Below are 22,059 nucleotides of genomic sequence, written 5' to 3' on the forward strand. Positions count from 1 at the left end.
GTCCTCCTTCGCGGGCACGCATGGCACGCCGCGCGACACAGGTGCAGACCTGTGCGCGCTGCGTGCCGCAAGCGCCGACCATGAAAGGAGGCAGGCTTGACGCATCAGAACGTCCGGGCCTTCGGTGCGATCTTGGCAAGGCTGATGCCGCCGACCTCTTCGGTGGTCAGCGGATCGACGATCACCGGGCGATGGGTCAGCGTGACCTCGGTGCCGTTGACGCGGCTGATGGTGTGCACGCGCCAGTTTTCGTCGTCGCGGGTCGGATAATCCTCGTGGGCATGGGCCCCGCGGCTTTCCTTGCGCGCCTCGGCGCCGACGATGGTGGCAAGCGCGTTGGGCATCAGGTTGGTCAGCTCAAGCGTTTCCATCAGGTCCGAGTTCCAGATCAGCGTGTGATCGGTGACCTTGATATCCGACATCTTGCCCGCCACTGCGGTCATCTTTTCGACGCCCTCGATCAGGGTCTTGTCGGTGCGGAACACGGCGGCGTCGGACTGCATGGTGCGCTGCATCTCAAGGCGCAGCTCTGCAGTCGGCGTGTCGCCATCGGCATAGCGCAGCCCGTCGAACCGGTCGAACGCCTTGTCGACGGACGGCTGGTTCAGCGTATGCGGCGATGCTTCGCGATCGACAACCTCACCGGCGCGGATCGCGGCGGCGCGGCCAAAGACCACAAGGTCGATCAGCGAGTTCGAGCCAAGGCGGTTGGCCCCGTGCACCGACGCGCAGCCTGCCTCGCCCACGGCCATCAGGCCCGGCACGATGGCATTGGGGTTGTCGGCGGTCGGGTTCAGCACTTCGCCCCAGTAGTTGGTGGGAATGCCGCCCATGTTGTAATGCACCGTCGGCAGAACCGGGATCGGTTCCTTGGTCACATCGACACCGGCAAAGATCCTTGCCGATTCCGAAATGCCCGGCAGCCGTTCGGCCAGCGCCTCGGGCGGCAGGTGCGACAGGTTCAGGTGGATGTGATCGCCATGCTCGCCCACACCGCGCCCTTCGCGGATTTCCATGGTCATCGAGCGGCTGACATAGTCGCGCGGGGCCAGATCCTTGTAGGTCGGGGCGTAGCGTTCCATGAACCGCTCGCCTTCGGAGTTGGTGAGGTAACCACCCTCGCCCCGTGCGCCTTCGGTGATCAGGCAGCCCGAACCGTAGATGCCGGTGGGGTGGAACTGCACGAATTCCATGTCCTGCAGCGCCAGACCGGCGCGCGCCACCATGCCGCCACCGTCGCCGGTGCAGGTGTGGGCCGAGGTCGCCGAGAAATAGGCCCGGCCATAGCCGCCGGTCGCCAGCACCACGGTCTTGGCGCGGAAGATGTGGAAGGTGCCGTCTTCGAGCTTCCAGCAGACGACGCCCTGACAGACGCCATCATCGCTCATCACCAGATCGATGGCGAAATATTCGATGTAGAATTCGGCGTTGTGCTTGAGCGACTGGCCATACAGCGTGTGCAGGATGGCGTGGCCGGTGCGGTCCGCGGCGGCACAGGTGCGCTGCACGGGCGGGCCTTCGCCGAATTCGGTGGTGTGGCCGCCAAACGGGCGCTGGTAGATCTTGCCCTCGTCGGTGCGGCTGAACGGAACGCCGTAATGTTCCAGCTCGTACACGGCGGCAGGCGCCGAGCGCGCGAGGTATTCCATCGCGTCGGTGTCGCCCAGCCAATCCGAGCCCTTGACGGTGTCGTACATGTGCCACTGCCAGTTGTCGGGGCCCATGTTGGACAGCGACGCGGCGATGCCGCCCTGCGCCGCCACGGTGTGCGAGCGGGTCGGGAAGACCTTGGTCACGCAAGCGGTGCGCAGGCCCTGCTCGGCCATGCCGAGGGTGGCGCGCAGACCGGCACCGCCGGCCCCCACGACCACGACGTCAAACGTATGCGTCTCGTATTCGTATGCTGCCATTTTTCCGGTCTTTCTGTCTCAGAGCGCGATCTTGACGAGCGCGAACAGCCCGCAGGCGATCATCACGTAGGAAAAGCCCGTATAGGCCATGATCAGCAGCTTGCGGGTGGTGCCTTGGGTGTAATCCTCGATCATCACGCGGCCACCCTTGTTGAAGTGCAGCATGCCGACAATCAGCACCAGCGCGGTCAGGATCGCCGGGAACGGGCGCGACATGGTCGCCAGCGACGCCTCGTAGCCAGAGCCCAGCGCGTTGCCGAAGATGTAGATCCAGGTCGGGATCATGCAGGCCAGCGCAACCGAGCTGACGATCATGAACCAGTGATGTTCGGCGCCCGAATGGGCAGAGCCCTTGCCTACGGCGCGCTTGCGGTCGGTCTGGTAGTGCATGTGTCTATGCCTCCCTCAGAGCCAGATGACGATGACGGTCAGAACGGTCAGCACGACAGAGCCGTAGACGCAGATCCAACCCAGCTTTTCGGCAGTCTCGATTTCCAGCCCCTTGCCGGCGTCAAAGATCAGGTGACGCAGCCCACCAAGGTAGTGATACCAGACGGCCCAGAGCATGAAGAACCAGAACAGATCGAAGATGAAGCTGGTCAGCCACCATTCGACGGTTTCAAAGGCCTCCGGCCCCGAGGCAAGCGCCAGCAGCCAGACGATCAGAAAGAAGACCGCCGCCATCATCGCGTTGCCGGTGATGCGGATCATCACCGACGTCACAGCGGTGAGCTGTAGCCGGTAATACTGCACAAACATGAAGGGGGAGAGCGGGCGCTCGATTCTTTTCGCTTCGGCCATGGCTAGTCCTTTCGGTTCCCTTGGACGGGTTCTAGCGGGTTTCCTTTGCCCGTGTCACTGTCTCGCAGTTGCAGCAGGCATGTTTTTTGGTCGCAGTTCGGAAAAAATAATGAAGTTTGTGATCACGCCGTAAAAACTGTGATCACAAACCTCTCCTGTTAGCGCCCGCATTGTAATATCAGAGTTTTTGTCAGGTATTCTGAACGGCGGCGCGCCCGAGTCGATGGCTCAGAGCGGGAAGCCCAGCTTGCGCAATGCGCGCGCACCGCTGCTTTGGCGCGTTGGATCGGCAGATTGCAGATCATGGTGGATCTGGCGCATCAGAGCGCTGAATTCGCGGCGATGGACCAGCGCGCTGATGATATCGGGAACATCCGCAGCGGGCATTTCAAGCACATCGCGCGCGTCTTGCGGCAGGGCGGTGACAGACATGGCGCTTTCTCCTGAGTGGTTGCGACTCTCCCCATCGCCGCCAAGCCTAACCGAGCCAGGGCGCAGGTGACAACGAAGCCGCCCCTCCGGGCCTGCGACCTATCGCGGCATCAGCGCCCAGTAATCGAGATCGAGCAACACATCGGGCAGGTACTTGCCATCCTCGCCCCGCAGCGCAAAGGGCGCGCCGCCCTTGGTCGCCACCAGCCGCAGGCGGATCGCGCCCACGCCGGGGGCCGGGGTTTCCGCCTTGTCCAGCACCTCGCTCCAGGCCTTGATGGTATCGCCCGAGAAACAGGGGTTGGCATGCGCGCCCCCGTTCAGGCCGACGATCATCTGCGCATTGGCCAGACCGTTGAACGACAGCGCCCGCGCCATCGACATGACATGACCGCCATAGATCAGGCGCTGGCCATCCGGGCGGAAGGTGGCGTCGAAATGCACCTTGGCGGTGTTCTGCCACAGGCGCGTGGCCAGCATGTGCTCGGCTTCCTCGATGGTGACACCGTCGACATGGTCGATGGTCTCGCCGATCTCGTAGTCACCCCAGCGATGCGGCTCGCCCGCCAGCGTGAAGTCGTAAGTGCTGAAATCCAGCCCCTCGGGCAGGGTCAAATCGTCGACCGTGAGCGCTTTCATAAGGTCCGGCACCACCGCGGCAGGTGCAGGCGCATCGACATCGCCTTTGCGCACCATCACCCAGCGGCAATATTCCAGAACGGTCTCGCCGCGCTGGTTGCTGCCGCGGGTGCGCACATAGACCACCCCGGTCTTGCCGTTGGAATTCTGCTTCAGCCCGATCACCTCGGACGACGCGCGCAGCGTATCCCCGGAATAGACCGGCGCCAGCCAGCGGCCCTCGGCATAGCCAAGGTTCGCCACGGCGTTCAGCGACACGTCGGGCACGGTCTTGCCAAACACCACGTGAAACGCCGCAAGATCATCCAGCGGCGCGCCCGGCAGCCCGCAACTGCGCGCGAATTCATCCGAGGAATACAGCGCGTGGCGGGCCGGATACAGCGCATGGTACAACGCCCGCTCGCCCTGCCCCACGGTGCGCGGCACGGCGTGCTCGATGACCTGCCCAACGGCGTAATCCTCGAAGAAACGCCCCGGGTTGGTCTTGGCGTGGGTGGCCTTGCCCATCACTGCGCTCCGAGCTTGAGGTCGGGGGTGTAAGTGCCAGCGACCTCCTTGGTCACCGCCTGCCCGCAGCGCATCACGCCATTGGCCGCATCGAAGGCATAGGTCGGATCGCCATGCAGCTCCCACCCGGCGTTCAGCGCGGCGGTGACCTTGTGGCAAAAGGCCGAGGTGTCGTCCTCGGACAAAAAGCGATAGAGTTTCATGTGTCTTATCCGAATGTTGGGTAGCCAAGAGATGTGTGGATCAGGCCGATGACCAGCAACAGCACGACGCTGATCGCGGCAAACATCGCATCCTTGGCGATGCTGCCCTTGGCGGGCGGAGTCCAGCCGGGCTCGGCACGGTTAATGACGATGATTTCGGTGATGGCCCACAGTCCCAGCCCGCCGAACAGCACGAAGGACGGCACGTCGCCGTTCACCAGAAGATGCGCGACGGTCCACAGCAGGAAGCCGGTCAGCATCGGATGGCGCATCCGGTAGAGCAGCGCGCCCTTCTTGGGGCCGGGCGAGGTCAGGTACAGCGCCACGAGCATCATCAGGTTGTTGATGCCCACGGTGGCCGGGTGGCGCCCCCAGAACACCGCGCCGTTGGCAGCCTTGTAGCCAAAGATCATCAGCAGGATCGAAACGGCAAGCGCCAGCGCCACGACGCCCTTGCCCTTGGCGCCCATGGCGGCGCGCTGCGCCGGGGCAACGCGCTTGAACAGATGCGCGCCCCACCAGAGCGCCACGCCGAGGATAAGCAGGATCATGAAAGGTCTCCCTGTATGGTCCGGGCCACCCTGCGGGCAATCGCGCGGGGCGGCAACCGATTAGCGCGCCATTTCGGCGATGGCATCGGCCTTGGCGAGGATGCTTCTGGCCGTCACCACGTGCAGATTCTCGACGATCTTGCCATCGACGACGGCCACCCCCTGCCCCGCGGCCTCGGCATCCTCAAAGGCGGCGATCTGGCGCTTGGCAGTGTCGATCTCGGCCTCACTCGGGGCAAAGGCGGCGTTGGCGATGTCGACCTGCGCCGGGTGGATCAGGGTCTTGCCGTCAAAGCCCATGTCGCGGCCCTGATCGCATTCCGCCTTCAGGCCGCCTTCGTCCTTGAAGGCATTATAGACACCATCGACGATGACGCAGCCGGTGGCCTTGGCGGCCAGCAGGCACAGCGACAGCGAGGTGATCATCGGCAGACGATCGGCGCGGAACCGGGTGTTGAGCTCTTTTGCAAGGTCGTTGGTGCCCATCACCATGCCGCAAAGCTGCGGATGCGCGCCAATCGCGGCGGCGTTCAGCATACCGCGCGGCGTTTCCATCATCGCCCAGAGCGGCTTGGTCGTAAGCTTTGCCAGCGCGTCAAGCTGTTCGGGGCTTTCGACCTTGGGCAGCAGCACCACGTCGCAATCCATCGCCTCGGCCGCGCGCGCGTCGGCCTCGCCCCACTCGGTATCAAGCCCGTTGATCCGCACGATCCGGGTACGATTGCCATAGCCGCCGCTGGCCAGCGCCTCCGCCAGCGTCTCGCGCGCCGCGGGCTTTTCACCGGGGGACACAGCGTCTTCGAGATCGAAGATGATCGCATCGACCGGCAGGCTGCGCGCCTTGTCCAGCGCACGATCCTTGGACCCGGGAATGTACAGCACAGACCGGAAGGGGCGGGTTTGCAGATCCATGGGCTTCCTCCTCGATAGGTAATAATGTTGCGCGTTAAAGGGCATTTATTTGCGAATGATGCAAGATGATTTGCGCCGCATCGCAGAAAAAAGCCGCACGTAACCACGCTGTTGCGCGAATCCACGCTGCCAGGGGCAGGTCGTTAACCTTTCTTCAGCATATGACTCCCAAGCTTTCCCTAGAGGCAGGCCAGAAATTGACTGCCCGGGAGCGGAGGCCAGCGGACACCGAGGGCACGACAGACGCTGCGGCGCGGAAAGGCGCAAACAGCTGCGTCACAGCCGAAAGGGCACAAGATGAAACAGACGATTGCATCCATGGCACTTCTGGCGGCCGCCACCGCCGTCCTGATCGCGGGTCCGGCCCGCGCCCGACAGCCAAACGCCTGCGCCCCGCGCCAGCAGGTGGTCGAAAAGCTTGCGCAGAAATACGGCGAGACCCAACGCAGCATCGGCCTTGGGTCGAACAATGCGGTGATGGAGGTGTTTGCCTCTGAGCAGACCGGCACATGGACGATCACGGTCACCACCACCGCAGGAATGACCTGCCTCGTCGCCAGCGGTCAGGCGTTCGAGACCATGGCCGAGATGCTCTCCGCTCCGGAAAAAGATGCCTGACCCGGGTGACACCTCCTGAGAATCGTGATCGCGGCCCTGCCGCAGCGATGCCAAAACGCCCTGAAACAGCGCCATGACGGCCCCGCCACGCGAAAACGGCGGGGCTTTTTCATCCGCATCGACCACTGTAACGCTTGGATTTGGTTGTCTTTAGCGCAATCAACTTCGCTTGAGTGCCCATATTTCGCGCGCGCCGTCCGCAGTAGCACCCTTGCGCGCAATGCGCCAAACCCTTACGCAATCAGCGGAATTGACAAATGGAGCGGAGATTAGATCCATGGCAAGACCCAAGATCGCCCTGATTGGCGCGGGACAGATTGGCGGCACGCTCGCCCACCTCGCGGCCCTGAAGGAGCTGGGTGACGTCGTCCTCTTCGACATCTCGGAAGGCACCCCCCAAGGCAAGGCGCTCGACATCGCCGAGTCCGGACCTTCCGAAGGGTTCGACGCGACGCTGAAAGGCACCAACGACTACGCCGACATCGCCGGTGCAGACGTCTGCATCGTCACTGCCGGCGTGCCGCGCAAGCCCGGCATGAGCCGGGACGACCTGCTTGGCATCAACCTCAAGGTGATGAAAGCCGTCGGTGAAGGTATCCGCGACAACGCTCCGGACGCTTTCGTCATCTGCATCACCAACCCGCTCGACGCGATGGTCTGGGCGCTGCAGAAGTTCTCGGGCCTGCCCGCGAACAAGGTCTGCGGCATGGCCGGCGTGCTCGACTCGGCGCGCTTCCGCCACTTCCTGTCGGTGGAATTCAACGTGTCGATGAAAGACGTCACCGCCTTCGTGCTTGGCGGCCACGGCGACACCATGGTTCCCTCGGTGCGCTATTCGACCGTTGCCGGCGTTCCGCTGCCCGATCTGATCGAGATGGGCTGGACCACGCAGGACAAGCTCGACGCCATCGTGCAGCGCACCCGTGACGGCGGCGCTGAAATCGTCGGCCTGCTGAAGACCGGCTCGGCCTTCTATGCGCCCGCGACCTCGGCGATCGAGATGGCCGAAGCCTATCTCAAGGACCAGAAGCGCGTTCTGCCCTGTGCCGCCTACTGCGACGGCGACCTTGGCGTGTCCGACATGTACGTGGGCGTGCCCACGGTGATCGGCGCCGGCGGTGTCGAGAAGATCCTGAACATCAAGCTCAACAAGGACGAGCAAGAGATGTTCGACGTGTCGGTCAAGGCCGTCCAGGGTCTGGTCGAGGCCTGCAAGGGCATCGACGGCTCGCTCGCCTGATCCGTTTCGAATGACTGTAAAGCCGGGGTGCGCCAGCGCGCCCCGGCTTTTTCGTGCCTGTCGTTCGCCATCGAACTGACGCCGAAATGGGCAGCGGCTGGCGCAATGGGTGATTCGCGGCCGGGTGCGCTAACATCGGCAACAGCTCGCCGACACTTGTGATCACACGCCCAAAACCTGTGATCACAAACCGCAGAAAACCCTCGCAATTGGTGCTTTCTAACGATATTTCCACTGACGGGAGCGGGGAACCCTGCGTATACCCGGCAACGAAATCGCAGCAAGACGGGAAGAGTCTTCCATGAACATCCACGAATATCAGGCGAAAGCGCTTCTGCGCGACTATGGCTGCCCGGTCTCGGACGGCCGTGTCGTGCTGAGTGCGAACGAAGCCAAGGCGGCGGCTGGCGAACTGGACGGACCTCTGTGGGTCGTAAAGGCCCAGATCCACGCGGGTGGCCGCGGCAAGGGCAGCTTCAAGGAAGCCGGCGCTGGCGAAAAGGGCGGTGTCCGTCTGGCCAAGTCGGTCGAAGAGGCCGCCGAGGAAGCCAATCGCATGCTCGGCCACACGCTGGTCACGCACCAGACCGGCCCGGCGGGCAAGCAGGTCAACCGCATCTACATCGAAGACGGCTCGGACATCACCTCCGAATTCTACCTCGCGCTGCTGGTCGATCGCGTCAGCTCGCGGGTGTCGATCGTCTGCTCGACCGAAGGCGGCATGGACATCGAGGAAGTCGCGGACAAGACCCCCGAGAAGATCCTCAGCTTCGAGGTCGACCCGGCCATCGGCTATCAGGGCTACCACGGTCGCCGCGTCGCGTTCGAGCTGGGCCTGACCGGCAAGGCCGTGCGCCAGTGCACCACCCTGATCGGCAACCTGTATCGCATGTTCGTCGACAAGGACATGGAGATGCTGGAAATCAACCCGCTGATCCTGACCACCGACGGCGACCTGAAGTGCCTCGACTGCAAGGCCGGCTTCGATTCCAACGCGCTCTACCGTCATTCCGACATCATGGGCCTGCGCGACGAATCCGAGGAAGACCCCAAGGAGCTCGCCGCCAGCCAGCACGATCTGAACTACATCGCGCTTGACGGCGAAATCGGCTGCATGGTGAACGGCGCGGGTCTTGCCATGGCGACGATGGACATCATCAAGCTGTATGGCGCAGAGCCCGCCAACTTCCTCGACGTTGGCGGCGGCGCCACCAAGGAAAAGGTGACCGAGGCGTTCAAGATCATCACCTCTGACCCCAACGTCAAAGGCATCCTCGTGAACATCTTCGGCGGCATCATGCGCTGCGACGTCATCGCCGAAGGCGTGATCGCCGCGGTGAAAGAGGTCGGTCTCAAGGTTCCGCTGGTTGTGCGTCTTGAAGGCACCAACGTCGATCTGGGCAAGAAGATCATCAACGAGTCCGGCCTGGACGTGATCGCGGCGGACAACCTGTCCGACGGCGCCGAGAAGATCGTGAAAGCCGTGAAGGGCTGAACGGATGGCACTGATCGCGAAAATCGACCCTCCGCTCACCGTCGCTGACGGGCGCGCGCAGATCCATGCGCGCCCCTACAAGCAGGCGGCGGTGGCCGAGGGGGATGAAATTTTCGTCTGGACGTCAGAGACGTCCGGCTGGCACGGTCTGGCCGCCTTCGGGACCATCGCCGCGGCCCGGATCGAGAGCTTTCCGAACAAGACAGGACCGGGCGAGCACAAGGAACTGGTGCTCGACGTTCAGATCGTCAGCGGCGCGCCTGCGCGGTCGCTGACACTGGCGCAGCTTGCCGTCCATCGCGACAGCGACGAGGCGGGCCCCGAAGCCCCTGTCGGCAAGACCCTTTACACACACGCACTCAACAAGATTACCTCGATAGAGTCCGACGATGCGGACTTTGTCAGGTCGCACTTCGAGGAACATTGAAATGTCCGTACTCGTAGACAAGAATACCAAAGTCATCTGCCAGGGCTTCACCGGCTCGCAGGGGACTTTCCACTCGGAACAGGCCATCGCCTATGGCACCCAGATGGTCGGCGGCGTGACCCCCGGCAAGGGCGGTCAGGAACACCTCGGCCTGCCGGTCTTCAACTCGGTCCACGAAGCCGTGGCCAAGACCGAAGCCAACGCTTCGGTGATCTATGTGCCGCCGCCCTTCGCGGCTGACTCGATCCTTGAAGCCATCGACGCCAAGATCCCGCTGATCGTCTGCATCACCGAGGGCATTCCCGTTCTCGACATGATGCGCGTCAAGCGCACGCTGGTGAACAGCTCGTCCCGTCTGATCGGGCCGAACTGCCCCGGCGTCATCACCCCCGATGAATGCAAGATCGGCATCATGCCCGGCCACATCCACATGCGCGGCAAGGTCGGCGTCGTGTCCCGCTCGGGCACGCTGACCTATGAGGCGGTCAAGCAGACCACCGATCTGGGTCTGGGCCAGTCGACGGCTGTCGGCATCGGCGGCGACCCCATCAAGGGCACCGAGCACATCGACGTGCTGAACATGTTCCTTGATGACCCGGAAACAGAATCCATCATCATGATCGGTGAAATCGGCGGTTCCGCCGAGGAAGAGGCCGCCGAGTTCATCGCCGAGCAGAAGAAAAAGGGCCGCTGGAAGCCGATCGCCGGTTTCATCGCGGGCCGCACGGCCCCTCCGGGCCGCCGCATGGGCCACGCGGGCGCGATCGTCGCCGGCGGCAAGGGCGATGCGGAATCCAAGATCGAGGCAATGAAATCCGCCGGGATCGTGGTTGCCGACAGCCCCGCAACGCTGGGCGAAGCCGTTGTTAAGGCGATGGAAGCTTAAGCAGTGCTTCCTTGCGGCGGTCGCTTGCGTCCGCCGCGGTCAGGATTATGTGGAAGGGCACGGGAAGATCTTGCCCTTCCACGAAGAAGGCAGAGCATCGCGACAGGGGCCTTGTGCAAAAGGGTCTCTCTCCCGTTGCTAAACGGCCAGTCCGCGATGGGCCCCGGCCAAACCAAGGAAACGTGCGATGACGGATCAAAGCCCGAACGACCAGTTTCACGCCTCGAGCTTCCTGCAGGGTGTGAATGCCGAATACCTCGAACAGATGTATGCGCGGTACGCCAACGACCCCGCAGCCGTCGATGAGGCATGGGCGGATTTCTTCAAGGCTCTGGGCGATGACGAGACCAACGTGAAGGCCGAGGCGGCAGGCGCGTCGTGGCAGCGCGCCGACTGGCCGCCCGCACCGACTGACGACATCACCGCCGCCCTGACCGGCGAATGGCCGGTGATGCCCATCGCCGAAGCCAAGGGCGCCGGCAAGAAGATCGCCGACAAGGCCGCCGCCACCGGAGTCAAGGTTTCCGACGACCAGATCAAGCGCGCCGTGCTGGATTCGATCCGGGCGCTGATGATCATTCGCGCCCACCGCATCCGGGGCCACCTTGCCGCCGATCTCGATCCGCTGGGCCTGCACGGCCGCGAGCCGCACCCCGAGCTTGACCCCAAGGCCTATGGTTTCACCGAGGCCGACATGGACCGGCCGATCTTCATCGACAACGTGCTGGGTCTTCAGGTCGCGTCGATGCGCGAGATCATGGGCGTGCTCAAGCGCACCTATTGCGGCACCTTCGCGCTGCAATACATGCATATTTCCGACCCTGAGCAATCGGCTTGGCTGAAAGAACGGATCGAAGGCTACGGCCGCGAGATCAAGTTCACCCGCGAGGGGCGCCGCGCCATTCTCAACAAGCTGGTCGAGGCCGAGGGCTTTGAAAAGTTCTTGCATGTCAAGTACATGGGCACCAAACGCTTTGGCCTTGATGGCGGGGAATCCCTGATCCCGGCGATGGAGCAGATCATCAAGCGCGGCGGCAACCTTGGCGTGACCGAGATCGTCATGGGCATGCCGCACCGGGGCCGCCTGTCGGTTCTGGCCAACGTGCTGAACAAGCCCTACCGCGCGATTTTCAACGAATTTCAGGGTGGCAGCTTCAAACCGGACGATGTGGATGGCTCGGGCGATGTGAAATATCACCTCGGCGCTTCGTCGGACCGCGAATTCGATGGCCACCCGGTGCACCTGTCGCTGACCGCCAACCCCAGCCACCTCGAGGCGGTGAACCCGGTGGTTCTCGGCAAGGTCCGCGCCAAGCAGGATCAGCTCGGCGATGTCGAGCGCACCAAGGTGCTGCCGATCCTGCTGCACGGCGATGCGGCCTTTGCCGGTCAGGGCGTGGTGGCGGAATGCTTCGCGCTGTCGGGCCTGCGCGGTCACCGCACCGGCGGCACCATCCATATCGTGGTGAACAACCAGATCGGCTTCACCACCGCGCCGCATTTCTCGCGCTCCTCGCCCTACCCCACCGACAACGCGCTGGTGGTCGAGGCACCGATCTTCCACGTCAACGGCGATGACCCCGAAGCGGTTGTGCACGCCGCCAAGGTCGCGACCGAGTATCGCCAGAAGTTCGGCAACGACGTGGTCATCGACATCTTCTGCTACCGCCGCTTTGGTCACAACGAGGGCGACGAGCCCATGTTCACCAACCCGCTCATGTACAAGAAGATCAAGCAGCAAAAGACCACGCTGACGCTGTATACCGACCGCCTCGTCAAGGACGGCCTCATCCCCGAGGGCGAGATCGAGGATATGAAGGCGCAGTTCCAGGCCCACCTGAACAGCGAATTCGAGGCTGGCAAGACCTACAAGCCCAACAAGGCCGACTGGCTGGATGGGCGCTGGTCGCATCTCGACCGGCAGAAGGAAGGCAACTACCAGCGCGGCGAAACCGCGATCAAGCCCGAAACCATGGCGGAAATCGGCAAGGGTTTGACCACCCCGCCCGAAGGCTTCCCGCTGCACAAGACCATCGGCCGCTTCCTTGATGCGCGCTCCAAGATGTTCGAAACCGGACAGGGCTTTGACTGGGCCACCGGCGAAGCGCTGGCCTTTGGCTCGCTGCTGACCGAAGGTTACCCGGTGCGCCTGTCCGGTCAGGACAGCACCCGTGGCACTTTCTCGCAGCGCCATTCCGGGCTGGTGAATCAGGACACCGAAGAGCGTTACTACCCGCTCAACAACATCCGCGAGGGTCAGGCCCGCTACGAGGTGATCGACTCGGCGCTGTCGGAATACGCGGTGTCGGGGTTTGAATATGGCTATTCGCTGGCCGAACCCAACGCGCTGACCCTGTGGGAAGCGCAGTTCGGCGATTTCGCCAATGGCGCGCAGATCATGTTCGACCAGTTCATCAGCTCGGGCGAATCCAAATGGCTGCGGATGTCGGGGCTTGTCTGCCTGCTGCCGCACGGCTTCGAAGGTCAGGGGCCGGAACACAGTTCGGCCCGTCTGGAGCGCTTCCTGCAGCAATGCGGGCAGGACAACTGGATCGTGGCGAACTGCACGACCCCGGCGAACTATTTCCACATCCTGCGCCGTCAGCTGCACCGCAGCTACCGCAAGCCGCTGATCCTGATGACGCCGAAATCGCTGCTGCGTCACAAGCTCGCGGTGTCCAAGGCCGAGGATTTCGTCACCGGGTCGAGCTTCCACCGCGTTCTCTGGGACGATGCGGAAAAGGGCAGCTCGCAGACCAAGCTCAAGCCCAATGCCGAGATCAAGCGCGTGGTGATGTGTTCGGGCAAGGTCTATTACGACCTGCTCGAAGAGCGCGATGCGCGCGGCATTGATGATGTCTACCTGCTGCGGGTCGAACAATTCTACCCGTTCCCGGCGCTCAGCCTCGTCAAGGAGCTGGAACGCTTCTCCGGCGCCGAGATGATCTGGTGTCAGGAAGAGCCCAAGAACCAGGGCGCATGGACCTTCATTGAACCGAACATCGAATGGGTGCTGGGCCGCATCGACGCGACCCACAAGCGGCCGCGTTACGTGGGCCGCGCCACCTCGGCTTCGCCCGCAACGGGTCTGGCCAGCCAGCACAAGGCACAACAACAGGCGCTCGTCGACGAAGCGCTGACCATCGAAGGGAACTGAACAGATGACGACCGAAGTGCGCGTCCCCACGCTCGGGGAATCCGTAACCGAGGCGACCGTGGCGACCTGGTTCAAGAAACCGGGCGACTCGGTGGCGGTTGACGAGATGCTCTGCGAGCTGGAAACCGACAAGGTCACCGTCGAGGTGCCCTCGCCGGTCGAAGGCATCCTCGAAGACATCGTGGCCCAGGAAGGCGACACCGTCGGTGTCGACGCTCTGCTCGCCAATGTCGCCCCGGCCGGCGAAGCCGGTTCGGCCGATGTCGAACTGCGGCCCTCCTCGTCCAAGCCCGCGCCCGCAGCCGAATCCGGCTCTGCGGCGCCGGTCGACGTGATGGTCCCGACCTTGGGTGAATCGGTGTCCGAGGCGACCGTCTCGACATGGTTCAAGAAGGTCGGCGACAGCGTCACTCAGGACGAGATGCTCTGCGAGCTGGAAACCGACAAGGTGTCGGTCGAGGTTCCGGCCCCCGCATCGGGCACCCTGACCGAAATCCTCGCCCCCGAGGGTGACACCGTCGAAGCTGGCGGCAAGCTGGCGATCCTGTCCAGCGGCGCCGGCGCAGCCGCAGCCCCCGCACCCAGCCCCGCCCCGGCAGCCGAGCCGTCGAAGTCGGGCCGCTCCGATGTCGAGGATGCGCCCTCCGCCAAAAAGGCGATGGCCGAGGCCGGTCTGTCGTCGTCGCAGGTACAGGGCACCGGCAAGGATGGCCGCGTGATGAAGGCCGATGTCGGCGCCGCCATCGCCGCCGCGAAAGCCACCCCCGCCGCACCGGCAGCCGCGCCGCGCGCGCCCTCGCCCGCCGAGGATGCGGCCCGCGAAGAGCGCGTCAAGATGACCCGCCTGCGCCAGACCATCGCCCGGCGTCTCAAGGATGCGCAGAACACCGCCGCCATGCTCACCACCTATAACGAGGTGGACATGACCGAGACGATGGCGCTGCGCAGCCAGTACAAGGACCTGTTCGAAAAGAAGCACGGCGTGCGCCTTGGCTTCATGTCGTTCTTCACCAAGGCCTGCGTGCACGCTCTGAAAGAGGTCCCCGAGGTCAACGCCGAGATCGACGGCACCGATGTGGTCTACAAGAACTTCGTGCACATGGGCATCGCCGCTGGCACGCCGCAGGGCCTTGTGGTTCCGGTTCTGCGCGACGTCGACAAGAAGTCCTTTGCCGAGATCGAAGGCGAGATTGCTGAAAAGGGCAAGCGCGCCCGTGACGGCAAGCTGTCGATGGCGGAAATGCAGGGCGGCACCTTCACCATCTCGAACGGCGGTGTGTACGGGTCGCTGATGTCATCGCCGATCCTGAACCCGCCGCAGTCGGGTATCCTCGGGATGCACAAGATCCAGGACCGCCCGATGGTCATCAATGGCGAAATCAAGATCCGCCCGATGATGTATCTCGCACTGTCCTACGATCACCGCATCGTCGACGGCAAAGGCGCCGTGACCTTCCTCGTGCGCGTCAAGGAAGCGCTCGAAGATCCGCGCCGCCTGCTGATGGATCTGTGATCCGGCGTCCCGGGCGGTATCGCCCGCCCGGGATCCCCCCTTCGGAGAAGGCTCCATGCCGCGCCGTGCCCGCATCCAGATCATCGAAGACCTCCAAAAGCTGAGCGATGGCTGCGATGCTGCGCCTGGAGCGCTCGATGGGCTCGCCGCAGACCGCTCGGCATCGTCGCAGTTCATGGCAGGGGCGCAGATCGTGGCAGTGGCGCAGACGGCGCTCAGGGACATGGTGCGCAACCGAGCGATGGCCGATGCGTTGTGCCACTGTCGCGACGCCGCGATCCGGCAAGGTTTCATCGAAGACACCGCCCGGCACCCGTCCATACCGGAGATCACCGCATGAGCATCCAGCTTCTCACCCAGCACATGACCTTCGACACCGCCCATTTCGACGCCGACGCGGAAAACCGCGCCAATGCCGGCCTCACCCTGCTGCAACGCTGGACCGAGTCCGAAGGCAACGCCACTTGGCTGCTGTTCGAAGTCAACGACCCGGCCAAGGCCAAATCCTGGCTGACCAAGGCCAGATCGCTCGGCCACGCCCCCAGCGCTGCCCATTTCCTGAGGACGGCATGACCGCCGCTCTCGCCGCCCGGGCGCTTTACCGGCCCGCCTACGCGTTTGCCTGGGTGCCATGGCGCTCGCTTATCGTCACGGCTGGGCTCGGATGCTGCCTTGCCATGATCCTGCTGAGCTTTGCCTGACACCATGACCCCGGAACTCACAGCCCTGACCTTCGCCGCACTCTTGCAGATCCTGCAAATGGGCCTGTTTTCCGTGCTGGCACAGCGTCAGGTCGGCGCGCACTACGCCGCCTCGCCGCGCGACGAGGGGCTTGGGCTGACCGGGGCCGCCGGGCGCGCCCAACGGGCCATGAACAACCATTTCGAAGGCTTGATCCTGTTCTCGATCGCCGTCTTCACCGTCACATGGGCCGACAGGGGCGACGGCCTGACCGCCGCCGCCGCCGCCCTCTACCTGATGGCCCGCCTTCTCTATATCCCCGCCTATCTCTTCGGCTGGGCGCCATGGCGCTCACTGATCTGGATGGTCGGGTTTCTCGCCACCGCGATCATGCTGGTCGCGGCACTCTTCTAGGCCTCTTCTGGCCAAAAAATATCCCGGGGGAGTCCGCGGCACGCGGACGGGGGCAGCGCCCCCTCCCAGACAGAACACAAAGGAAAGGACATCCCATGGCAGAGTACGACGTCATCGTCATCGGCGCAGGCCCCGGCGGCTACGTGGCCGCCATCCGCTGCGCCCAGCTGGGCCTCAAGACCGCCTGCGTCGAAGGGCGCGAGACCCTCGGCGGCACCTGCCTCAACGTCGGCTGCATCCCGTCCAAAGCGCTGCTTCACGCCAGCCATCAGCTGCACGAAGCCCAGCACAATTTTGCCGCCATGGGCCTGAACGCCGATGCACCCACCGTCGACTGGGCCAAGATGCTGTCCTACAAGGATGACGTCATCGGCCAGAACACCAAGGGCATCGAATTCCTGTTCAAGAAGAACAAGATCGACTGGCTCAAGGGCTGGGCGACCATCCCCGAGGCCGGCAAGGTCGCCGTTGGCGACGAGACCCATAGCGCCAAGAACATCATCATCGCTTCCGGCTCTGCCCCGGCGTCGGTGCCCGGTGCGGATGTCACCATCGACGAGGAAACCATCGTCACTTCGACCGGCGCCCTGACGCTGGGCGAGATCCCCAAGAAGATGATCGTCATCGGCGCGGGTGTCATCGGGCTGGAGATGGGCTCGGTCTACGCCCGCCTTGGCGCCGAGGTCGAGGTGATCGAATATCTCGACGCCATCACCCCCGGCATGGACCCCGAGGTTCAGCGCACGCTTCAGAAGATGCTCACCAAGCAGGGGCTGAAATTCACCCTTGGCGCAGCGGTCTCGAACGTCGAAAAATCCGATGCCGGCGCGACGGTCACCTACAAACTGCGCAAGGATGACAGCGAGCATACCGCCGACGCCGATGTGGTGCTGGTCGCCACCGGTCGCAAGCCCTACACCGATGGCCTTGGCCTCGACGCGCTTGGCATCGCCACCACCGACCGCGGCCAGATCAAGACCGACGGCCATTGGCAGACCTCGGTCAAGGGCATTTACGCCATCGGCGATGCCATCACCGGCCCGATGCTCGCCCACAAGGCCGAAGATGAAGGCATGGCCTGCGCCGAAGTCATCGCGGGCAAGCATGGCCACGTCAATTACGACGTGATCCCCGGCGTGATCTACACCTGGCCCGAAGTGGCATCGGTCGGCAAGACCGAGGCCGATCTCAAGAACGAGGGCCGCGCCTACAAGGTTGGCAAGTTCTCGTTCATGGGCAATGGCCGCGCCAAGGCGGTGTTCGCGGGCGAAGGGTTCGTCAAGATCCTTGCCGACAAGGAGACCGACCGCATCCTTGGTTGCCACATCATCGGCCCGTCGGCGGGCGATCTCATCCATGAGGTCTGCGTGACGATGGAATACGGCGGCTCGGCCGAAGATCTGGCGCTGACCTGCCACGCCCACCCGACCTTCTCCGAAGCGGTGCGCGAGGCGGCGCTGGCCTGCGGCGACGGCGCCATCCACGCCTGATCGCGACAGTGACGGAAAAGGCCCCGATCCAACCCGGATCGGGGCCTTTTTCTCTTGGGCCTGCGGGGGAAAATGCGCCGGCGCTTACCAGAGCGTGCTGCGCGCCCGGTCGGGGTAATCGCGATCCCAGGCGCTGGCGTCGATCTCACCGCTGGTCATTTCCGACAGGATCTCGCCGAGGCTCGGCACCTCGGCGCTGTCATCGCGCCCCCAAAGCCCGGATCGCAGCAGCGATTTGGGGCATTGCGCATAGACTTCGCCGATCTCGATGACGATCACCGTGACCGGGTGCCGCCCCGCCTGTTCAAAGCGTGCGCACAGATCCGCGTCGTCGGTCAGCCACGCCCGGCCGTTCACCCGCACCACCACATTGTCACCGGGCACCATGAACATCAGCGCAATTCGCCCGTCGCGCACGATATTGCGCAGGCTGTCGAGCCGGTTGTTGCCGCGCCAGTCGGGCAGTGCCAGCGTGCCAGCGTCAAGTTCCAGCGCCACCGGGCCATCGTCGCCGCGGGGGCTGGCGTCCATGCCCTCGGGGCCGCAGGTGGCCAGCACGCAGAACCGCGACGCCGCGATCCAGCGCCGGTAGGCCGGGGTCAGCCGCCCTGCGACCTTGCGCAGCGCCGCGCCTGCCGGAGCGGCGTAGAGCGCCTCGAGCGCGGCGATGTCGTCAACGCGCCGCATCGCGTGCCTCTTTCAGCAGCCGGTCGCTGGCGGTTTCGACCACCTCTTCGAGATGGCTCAGGAACTCGGCCTTGACCACTTCGGGGCCGATGGGTGGCAGGAATTCGATCACCGCGAGACCCGGTTTGCGATAGACCCCGAGGCGCGGCCAGAAATGCCCGACATTGGTGGCCGCCGGAATGCAGGTCTGCTTGAGATAGCCATGCAGAAGCGACGCGCCGACCTTGTAGGGCGCCTTGACGTCCGGCGCCACGCGGGTGCCCTGCGGATAGATGATCAGCTGCCCGGGATGCGTCTCGTTGCTGGCCTTGGCGGCGCGCAGCATCCCGGCAATCGCCGCGCCCTTCTTGCCGCGATCCACCGGAACGCAGCCGATGCGCGTGGCATATTGCCCGACGACCGGGGTGAACAGAAGCTCGCGCTTCATGATGAACTTGGCCGCCGGAACCGCGTCGAAGATGATGATGATGTCAAGAAAGCTCTGGTGCTTGGAGGCGATCAGCACCTCTCCGGTCGGGATTTCGCCGCGCACTTCGGTCTTCAGCCCGACCATCCACGCGGCGCACCACAGCGTCCAGCGGCACCAGATCTTGGCGACGCGGCGGGCGGCGTGTTCCGAGGTCAGCGCCCATGGGAACAGCCCCAGCCCGATGACCGCCATCCCCCCGTACATGGCGATGAGAAACGCATAGGATCGAATCCATTGCAACATGTCAGCTTAGTCCTGCTAGTACGCGCCGCGCGGCGACGGCGGTTGCGACAAAGGCCACGACACCGGCCAGCGGCGGCACCAGAAGCGGCACGCCCCAATGCCAGCCCTGAAAGCCCAGCCCGGTCAGAAAGCCCGATGTTTCGCCCCCCGACGGCATCAGCATCACCGCCAGCACGCCAAGCGCCGTGCCCGCAGCCGCGCCCATCAGCGCGCGCAGGGCAAAGCGGCGCACAAAGGCGCGAGCGATGTAATTGTCGGTGGCCCCAACAAGGCGCAGCACCGCGATGACCTGTGCATTGGCCGCAAGCGCGGCGTTTGCGGCCAGCGTCACCATGGCGCCCACCGCCGCTGCGATCAACAGCGCTGCGCCCCATCCCAGCAGGTTCAGCCGAGACGCCGCCTGCGCCAGAGGCTTGCGCCAGCGGGCGTGATCGTCCAGCACCGCGCCCGGCACTTCGGCCTGAAGCCGCAGGCGCAGCCCCGCCGGATCATAGCCCCGCGCGGTTTCCTGCACTTCGATCAGCTGCGGCACCGGCAACTGGTCAACCGGCACGTCCGGGCCGAACCACGGCTCAAGCAGCGCCTGCTGTTCGGCCTCGCTCAGCGCGCGGGCCGACTCGATGCCGGGGGTCTGCTGAAGCAGCCGCAGCGCCGCCGAGGTCTGCGCCGCCAATTGCCCCGCCGGGGCAGAAATGCGCACCGTCGAAGAGCGCGCCAGCTCGTTTCCCCAGCTGGTGGCCAGCCGCCCCGCTGCCAGCGACAACGCCAGCGCAAACACCGCAAGGAACGCCATCGCCGCGGCCACGAACAGCGTCAGCCGCGCGGTAAACCCGGTCGGCGGCACCACCCGGTCTGCGGCGCTGTCGCCCCGTGCTAGCGCACGCAAGGTCTGCAGGGTCAGGTTCACAGGTCGGCCCCCGCAGCGGTGATGCGCCGGTTGGCAATGCGCAGCACCCGCGCCTGAACCTGACTTTTGGCGGCGCGGATCAGCGACAGGTCATGGGTTGCGATCAGGATGGTCTTGCCCATGCGGTTCAGCTCGATCAGCAGCTGCAACAGGCGCTGCGACATCTCCCAGTCGACGTTGCCGGTCGGCTCGTCGGCAAGGATCACCTCGGGCGACATGATCACCGCGCGGGCCAGCGCGGCGCGCTGACGCTCGCCCCCCGACAGCTCGGGCGGCAGCGCGTTGGCGCGTTCGGTCAGCCCGACCCATGCCAGCAATTCGCGCAGATTCTCATCCTGCTGCGAAAAGCCCTCGCCCGAGACGGTCAGCGGCAGCGCCACATTTTCATTCAGCGGGAGGTGATCCAGAAAGGCGCAATCCTGATGCACCACGCCGATGCGGCGCCGGCTCATGGCGATGGCGTCGCGATCCATCTGCCGCACGTCCTGACCAAAGATCCGCGCCTGCCCCGCCGTCGGGCGCAGCGCGCCGTAACACAGTTTCAGCAAGGTGGTCTTGCCCGCGCCGGACGGGCCGGTCAGGAAATGGAACGAGCCGGGGGCAAGCTGTAGCGAGAGTTCGCTCAGCAGCTCTGCGCCGCCATAGCTGTACGCCACGTTCTCCAGCTCGATCACGGTGTGTCGTCCTGCCCCTGCGGCCCGCACCCCGGTCTGCGGGGCGGGGCGAAAACCACGGCCTGTTGTGCATGAGCCGCGCCACATATGCAATCCGCCGGGGGTGTGGAAATTGGGCTTTCCCCGCTTTGGGCAGCAACCTAGTGTTTGCAAAGGAACATGGCGCCGGTTGGCGCGCAGCAACATGGGGACCAGATGCGGCTGATTTGCCCGAATTGCGATGCGCAGTACGAGGTACCGACCAACGTCATCCCTGCGGGCGGGCGCGATGTGCAATGTTCGAATTGCGGGCACACCTGGTTTCAGGATCCTCCCGACAAGCTGCCTGCCGACGCCACCTCCACCGACGACAGCTGGGACAGCGGGCCCGAGCCTGTACAAGACCCAGAGCCCGAAACCGACTTCGCCCCGGAGCCGGACGCGCAGCGCCAGCCGCGCAGCCTTGACCCATCCGTGCTAGAAGTGCTGCGCGAAGAGGCCGAACGCGAACAGCGTCAGCGCATCGCCGAAGCGGAATCTCTGGAAACCCAGCCCGACCTTGGGCTGAGCGAACCGGACGAAGACGAGCCCGCCCGCCGCGCCCGCGAGTCGCGCGAGCGCTTGGCACAGATCAAGGGCGAAGCCCCCGCCGCCAGCACCGCCGCCCATTCGCGGCGCGACCTGTTGCCCGACATCGAAGAAATCAACCAGACGCTACGCGCGACCCCGGAGCGACGCACAAGCGGCGGGCGCGACATGTCGACTCCGCAGGGCCGCGCCGCCCTCGCGGAAGACATGAGCGCCGAGCGCGACGGTTTTGGCAAAGGCTTCAGGCTGGCGATTGTCGCCGTGGTGCTTGCGGTCCTGCTTTACGCGATCGCACCGACATTGATCGCCATGGTGCCCGCGCTTGGCACGGTGCTTGACCCCTATGTCGGGGCGATCACGGGTCTGCGGCACTGGCTCGACGGGCAGATCGTCGCGCTGTTGCAGATGCTCGACGGCATGAGTTCGGAAGCGTCTGCGCTGTAGCGCGCGGGCGTCCGCCCCTGCACAAGAATGGCACCATCGCGCGCCCGCCGAAACCGTCCTGCCCGGGCGGGTCTGGATCATTTGCCTGCAAGCGCCGCGTAGCGCAGCAAACCTGCCGTGCATCGCGGAAATTCCCCGCCCGCGGTGTTGCGTCTTTCAGGCAAAGCTGTGCTATCATCGCGCCCGAACCGG

Annotated in this window: 25 protein-coding genes; 13 read left to right on the forward strand and 12 right to left on the reverse strand. The window is 64.5% G+C overall.

Features of this window, described 5'->3' with window-relative positions; genetic code table 11:
• Positions 1 to 104: 104 nt before the first annotated feature.
• From sdhA to Q4543_RS02630, 8 genes are all read right to left on the reverse strand, one after another.
• Entirely contained in the window at positions 105 to 1,910 is a 1,806-nt protein-coding gene (gene sdhA / locus Q4543_RS02595; RefSeq protein ID WP_303436207.1) for a succinate dehydrogenase flavoprotein subunit, read from the reverse strand.
• 18 nt (positions 1,911 to 1,928) lie between these two features.
• Positions 1,929 to 2,300, reverse strand: a complete 372-nt coding sequence (gene sdhD / locus Q4543_RS02600) for a succinate dehydrogenase, hydrophobic membrane anchor protein (protein WP_216003389.1) — start codon at positions 2,298 to 2,300, stop codon at positions 1,929 to 1,931.
• A 15-nt stretch (positions 2,301 to 2,315) separates the two neighbouring features.
• Positions 2,316 to 2,711, reverse strand: coding sequence for a succinate dehydrogenase, cytochrome b556 subunit (gene sdhC / locus Q4543_RS02605; protein WP_216003390.1), 396 nt, complete (start codon positions 2,709 to 2,711; stop codon positions 2,316 to 2,318).
• Between the two features lie 228 nt (positions 2,712 to 2,939).
• Positions 2,940 to 3,143, reverse strand: a complete 204-nt coding sequence (locus Q4543_RS02610) for a hypothetical protein (protein ID WP_303436208.1) — start codon at positions 3,141 to 3,143, stop codon at positions 2,940 to 2,942.
• Between the two features lie 99 nt (positions 3,144 to 3,242).
• Positions 3,243 to 4,289, reverse strand: a complete 1,047-nt coding sequence (locus Q4543_RS02615) for a MaoC family dehydratase (RefSeq protein ID WP_303436209.1) — start codon at positions 4,287 to 4,289, stop codon at positions 3,243 to 3,245.
• Positions 4,289 to 4,492, reverse strand: coding sequence for a DUF1737 domain-containing protein (locus Q4543_RS02620; protein ID WP_303436210.1), 204 nt, complete (start codon positions 4,490 to 4,492; stop codon positions 4,289 to 4,291). Before Q4543_RS02620 ends, Q4543_RS02615 begins: the two co-directional genes overlap by 1 nt.
• A 5-nt stretch (positions 4,493 to 4,497) precedes the next feature.
• Positions 4,498 to 5,043 carry an NnrU family protein gene (locus tag Q4543_RS02625; RefSeq protein ID WP_303436211.1) on the reverse strand — a complete coding sequence of 182 codons (546 nt, stop codon included), beginning with the start codon at positions 5,041 to 5,043 and terminating at the stop codon, positions 4,498 to 4,500.
• Positions 5,044 to 5,103: 60 nt separating this feature from the next.
• Entirely contained in the window at positions 5,104 to 5,955 is an 852-nt protein-coding gene (locus tag Q4543_RS02630) for a CoA ester lyase (protein ID WP_303436212.1), read from the reverse strand.
• Between the two features lie 297 nt (positions 5,956 to 6,252).
• Here Q4543_RS02630 and Q4543_RS02635 point away from each other — a divergent pair, with 297 nt between their 5' ends.
• From Q4543_RS02635 to lpdA, 12 genes are all read left to right on the forward strand, one after another.
• Positions 6,253 to 6,573, forward strand: coding sequence for a hypothetical protein (locus tag Q4543_RS02635; protein WP_303436213.1), 321 nt, complete (start codon positions 6,253 to 6,255; stop codon positions 6,571 to 6,573).
• 277 nt (positions 6,574 to 6,850) lie between these two features.
• Positions 6,851 to 7,813 carry a malate dehydrogenase gene (gene mdh, locus Q4543_RS02640; protein WP_216003396.1) on the forward strand — a complete coding sequence of 321 codons (963 nt, stop codon included), beginning with the start codon at positions 6,851 to 6,853 and terminating at the stop codon, positions 7,811 to 7,813.
• Between the two features lie 301 nt (positions 7,814 to 8,114).
• Positions 8,115 to 9,308: an ADP-forming succinate--CoA ligase subunit beta gene (sucC, locus tag Q4543_RS02645; RefSeq protein ID WP_216003397.1), complete on the forward strand. Its 1,194-nt coding sequence runs from the start codon at positions 8,115 to 8,117 to the stop codon at positions 9,306 to 9,308.
• A 4-nt stretch (positions 9,309 to 9,312) separates the two neighbouring features.
• Positions 9,313 to 9,735, forward strand: a complete 423-nt coding sequence (locus Q4543_RS02650; RefSeq protein ID WP_303436215.1) for a hypothetical protein — start codon at positions 9,313 to 9,315, stop codon at positions 9,733 to 9,735.
• A gap of 1 nt (position 9,736) precedes the next feature.
• Positions 9,737 to 10,621, forward strand: coding sequence for a succinate--CoA ligase subunit alpha (gene sucD / locus Q4543_RS02655; protein ID WP_303436216.1), 885 nt, complete (start codon positions 9,737 to 9,739; stop codon positions 10,619 to 10,621).
• A gap of 187 nt (positions 10,622 to 10,808) precedes the next feature.
• The gene (locus tag Q4543_RS02660; protein ID WP_216003400.1) at positions 10,809 to 13,778 is read left to right on the forward strand and encodes a 2-oxoglutarate dehydrogenase E1 component; all 2,970 of its coding nucleotides are present in this window, start codon (positions 10,809 to 10,811) and stop codon (positions 13,776 to 13,778) included.
• Between the two features lie 4 nt (positions 13,779 to 13,782).
• The gene (gene odhB, locus Q4543_RS02665; protein WP_303436217.1) at positions 13,783 to 15,291 is read left to right on the forward strand and encodes a 2-oxoglutarate dehydrogenase complex dihydrolipoyllysine-residue succinyltransferase; all 1,509 of its coding nucleotides are present in this window, start codon (positions 13,783 to 13,785) and stop codon (positions 15,289 to 15,291) included.
• A 55-nt stretch (positions 15,292 to 15,346) separates the two neighbouring features.
• The gene (locus tag Q4543_RS02670) at positions 15,347 to 15,631 is read left to right on the forward strand and encodes a hypothetical protein (protein ID WP_303436218.1); all 285 of its coding nucleotides are present in this window, start codon (positions 15,347 to 15,349) and stop codon (positions 15,629 to 15,631) included.
• Positions 15,628 to 15,864, forward strand: coding sequence for a DUF3303 family protein (locus tag Q4543_RS02675; RefSeq protein WP_303436219.1), 237 nt, complete (start codon positions 15,628 to 15,630; stop codon positions 15,862 to 15,864). The genes Q4543_RS02670 and Q4543_RS02675 overlap by 4 nt, the downstream gene beginning before the upstream one ends.
• Positions 15,861 to 15,992, forward strand: coding sequence for an MAPEG family protein (locus Q4543_RS02680; protein ID WP_303436220.1), 132 nt, complete (start codon positions 15,861 to 15,863; stop codon positions 15,990 to 15,992). The genes Q4543_RS02675 and Q4543_RS02680 overlap by 4 nt, the downstream gene beginning before the upstream one ends.
• Before the next feature lie 4 nt (positions 15,993 to 15,996).
• Entirely contained in the window at positions 15,997 to 16,386 is a 390-nt protein-coding gene (locus Q4543_RS02685) for an MAPEG family protein (protein WP_303436221.1), read from the forward strand.
• 95 nt (positions 16,387 to 16,481) lie between these two features.
• The gene (gene lpdA, locus Q4543_RS02690) at positions 16,482 to 17,876 is read left to right on the forward strand and encodes a dihydrolipoyl dehydrogenase (RefSeq protein ID WP_303436222.1); all 1,395 of its coding nucleotides are present in this window, start codon (positions 16,482 to 16,484) and stop codon (positions 17,874 to 17,876) included.
• 84 nt (positions 17,877 to 17,960) lie between these two features.
• Here lpdA and Q4543_RS02695 read toward each other — a convergent pair whose 3' ends face one another.
• Genes Q4543_RS02695 through Q4543_RS02710 form a run of 4 tightly spaced genes read right to left on the reverse strand, consistent with a single transcriptional unit; the run spans position 17,961 to position 20,856 of the window.
• Complete coding sequence (locus Q4543_RS02695) at positions 17,961 to 18,563, reverse strand: MSMEG_1061 family FMN-dependent PPOX-type flavoprotein (protein WP_303436223.1); 603 nt, start codon at positions 18,561 to 18,563, stop codon at positions 17,961 to 17,963.
• Positions 18,550 to 19,275, reverse strand: a complete 726-nt coding sequence (locus Q4543_RS02700) for a 1-acyl-sn-glycerol-3-phosphate acyltransferase (RefSeq protein WP_303436225.1) — start codon at positions 19,273 to 19,275, stop codon at positions 18,550 to 18,552. Before Q4543_RS02700 ends, Q4543_RS02695 begins: the two co-directional genes overlap by 14 nt.
• A gap of 1 nt (position 19,276) precedes the next feature.
• Positions 19,277 to 20,182 carry an ABC transporter permease gene (locus Q4543_RS02705; RefSeq protein WP_216003408.1) on the reverse strand — a complete coding sequence of 302 codons (906 nt, stop codon included), beginning with the start codon at positions 20,180 to 20,182 and terminating at the stop codon, positions 19,277 to 19,279.
• The gene (locus Q4543_RS02710) at positions 20,179 to 20,856 is read right to left on the reverse strand and encodes a cell division ATP-binding protein FtsE (protein ID WP_216003409.1); all 678 of its coding nucleotides are present in this window, start codon (positions 20,854 to 20,856) and stop codon (positions 20,179 to 20,181) included. Before Q4543_RS02710 ends, Q4543_RS02705 begins: the two co-directional genes overlap by 4 nt.
• A 195-nt stretch (positions 20,857 to 21,051) precedes the next feature.
• Here Q4543_RS02710 and Q4543_RS02715 point away from each other — a divergent pair, with 195 nt between their 5' ends.
• Positions 21,052 to 21,867, forward strand: coding sequence for a zinc-ribbon domain-containing protein (locus Q4543_RS02715; protein ID WP_303436226.1), 816 nt, complete (start codon positions 21,052 to 21,054; stop codon positions 21,865 to 21,867).
• Positions 21,868 to 22,059: the final 192 nt, after the last annotated feature.

Origin of the sequence: Salipiger sp. 1_MG-2023, assembly GCF_030547555.1 — a bacterium.
GTDB lineage: Bacteria > Pseudomonadota > Alphaproteobacteria > Rhodobacterales > Rhodobacteraceae > Salipiger.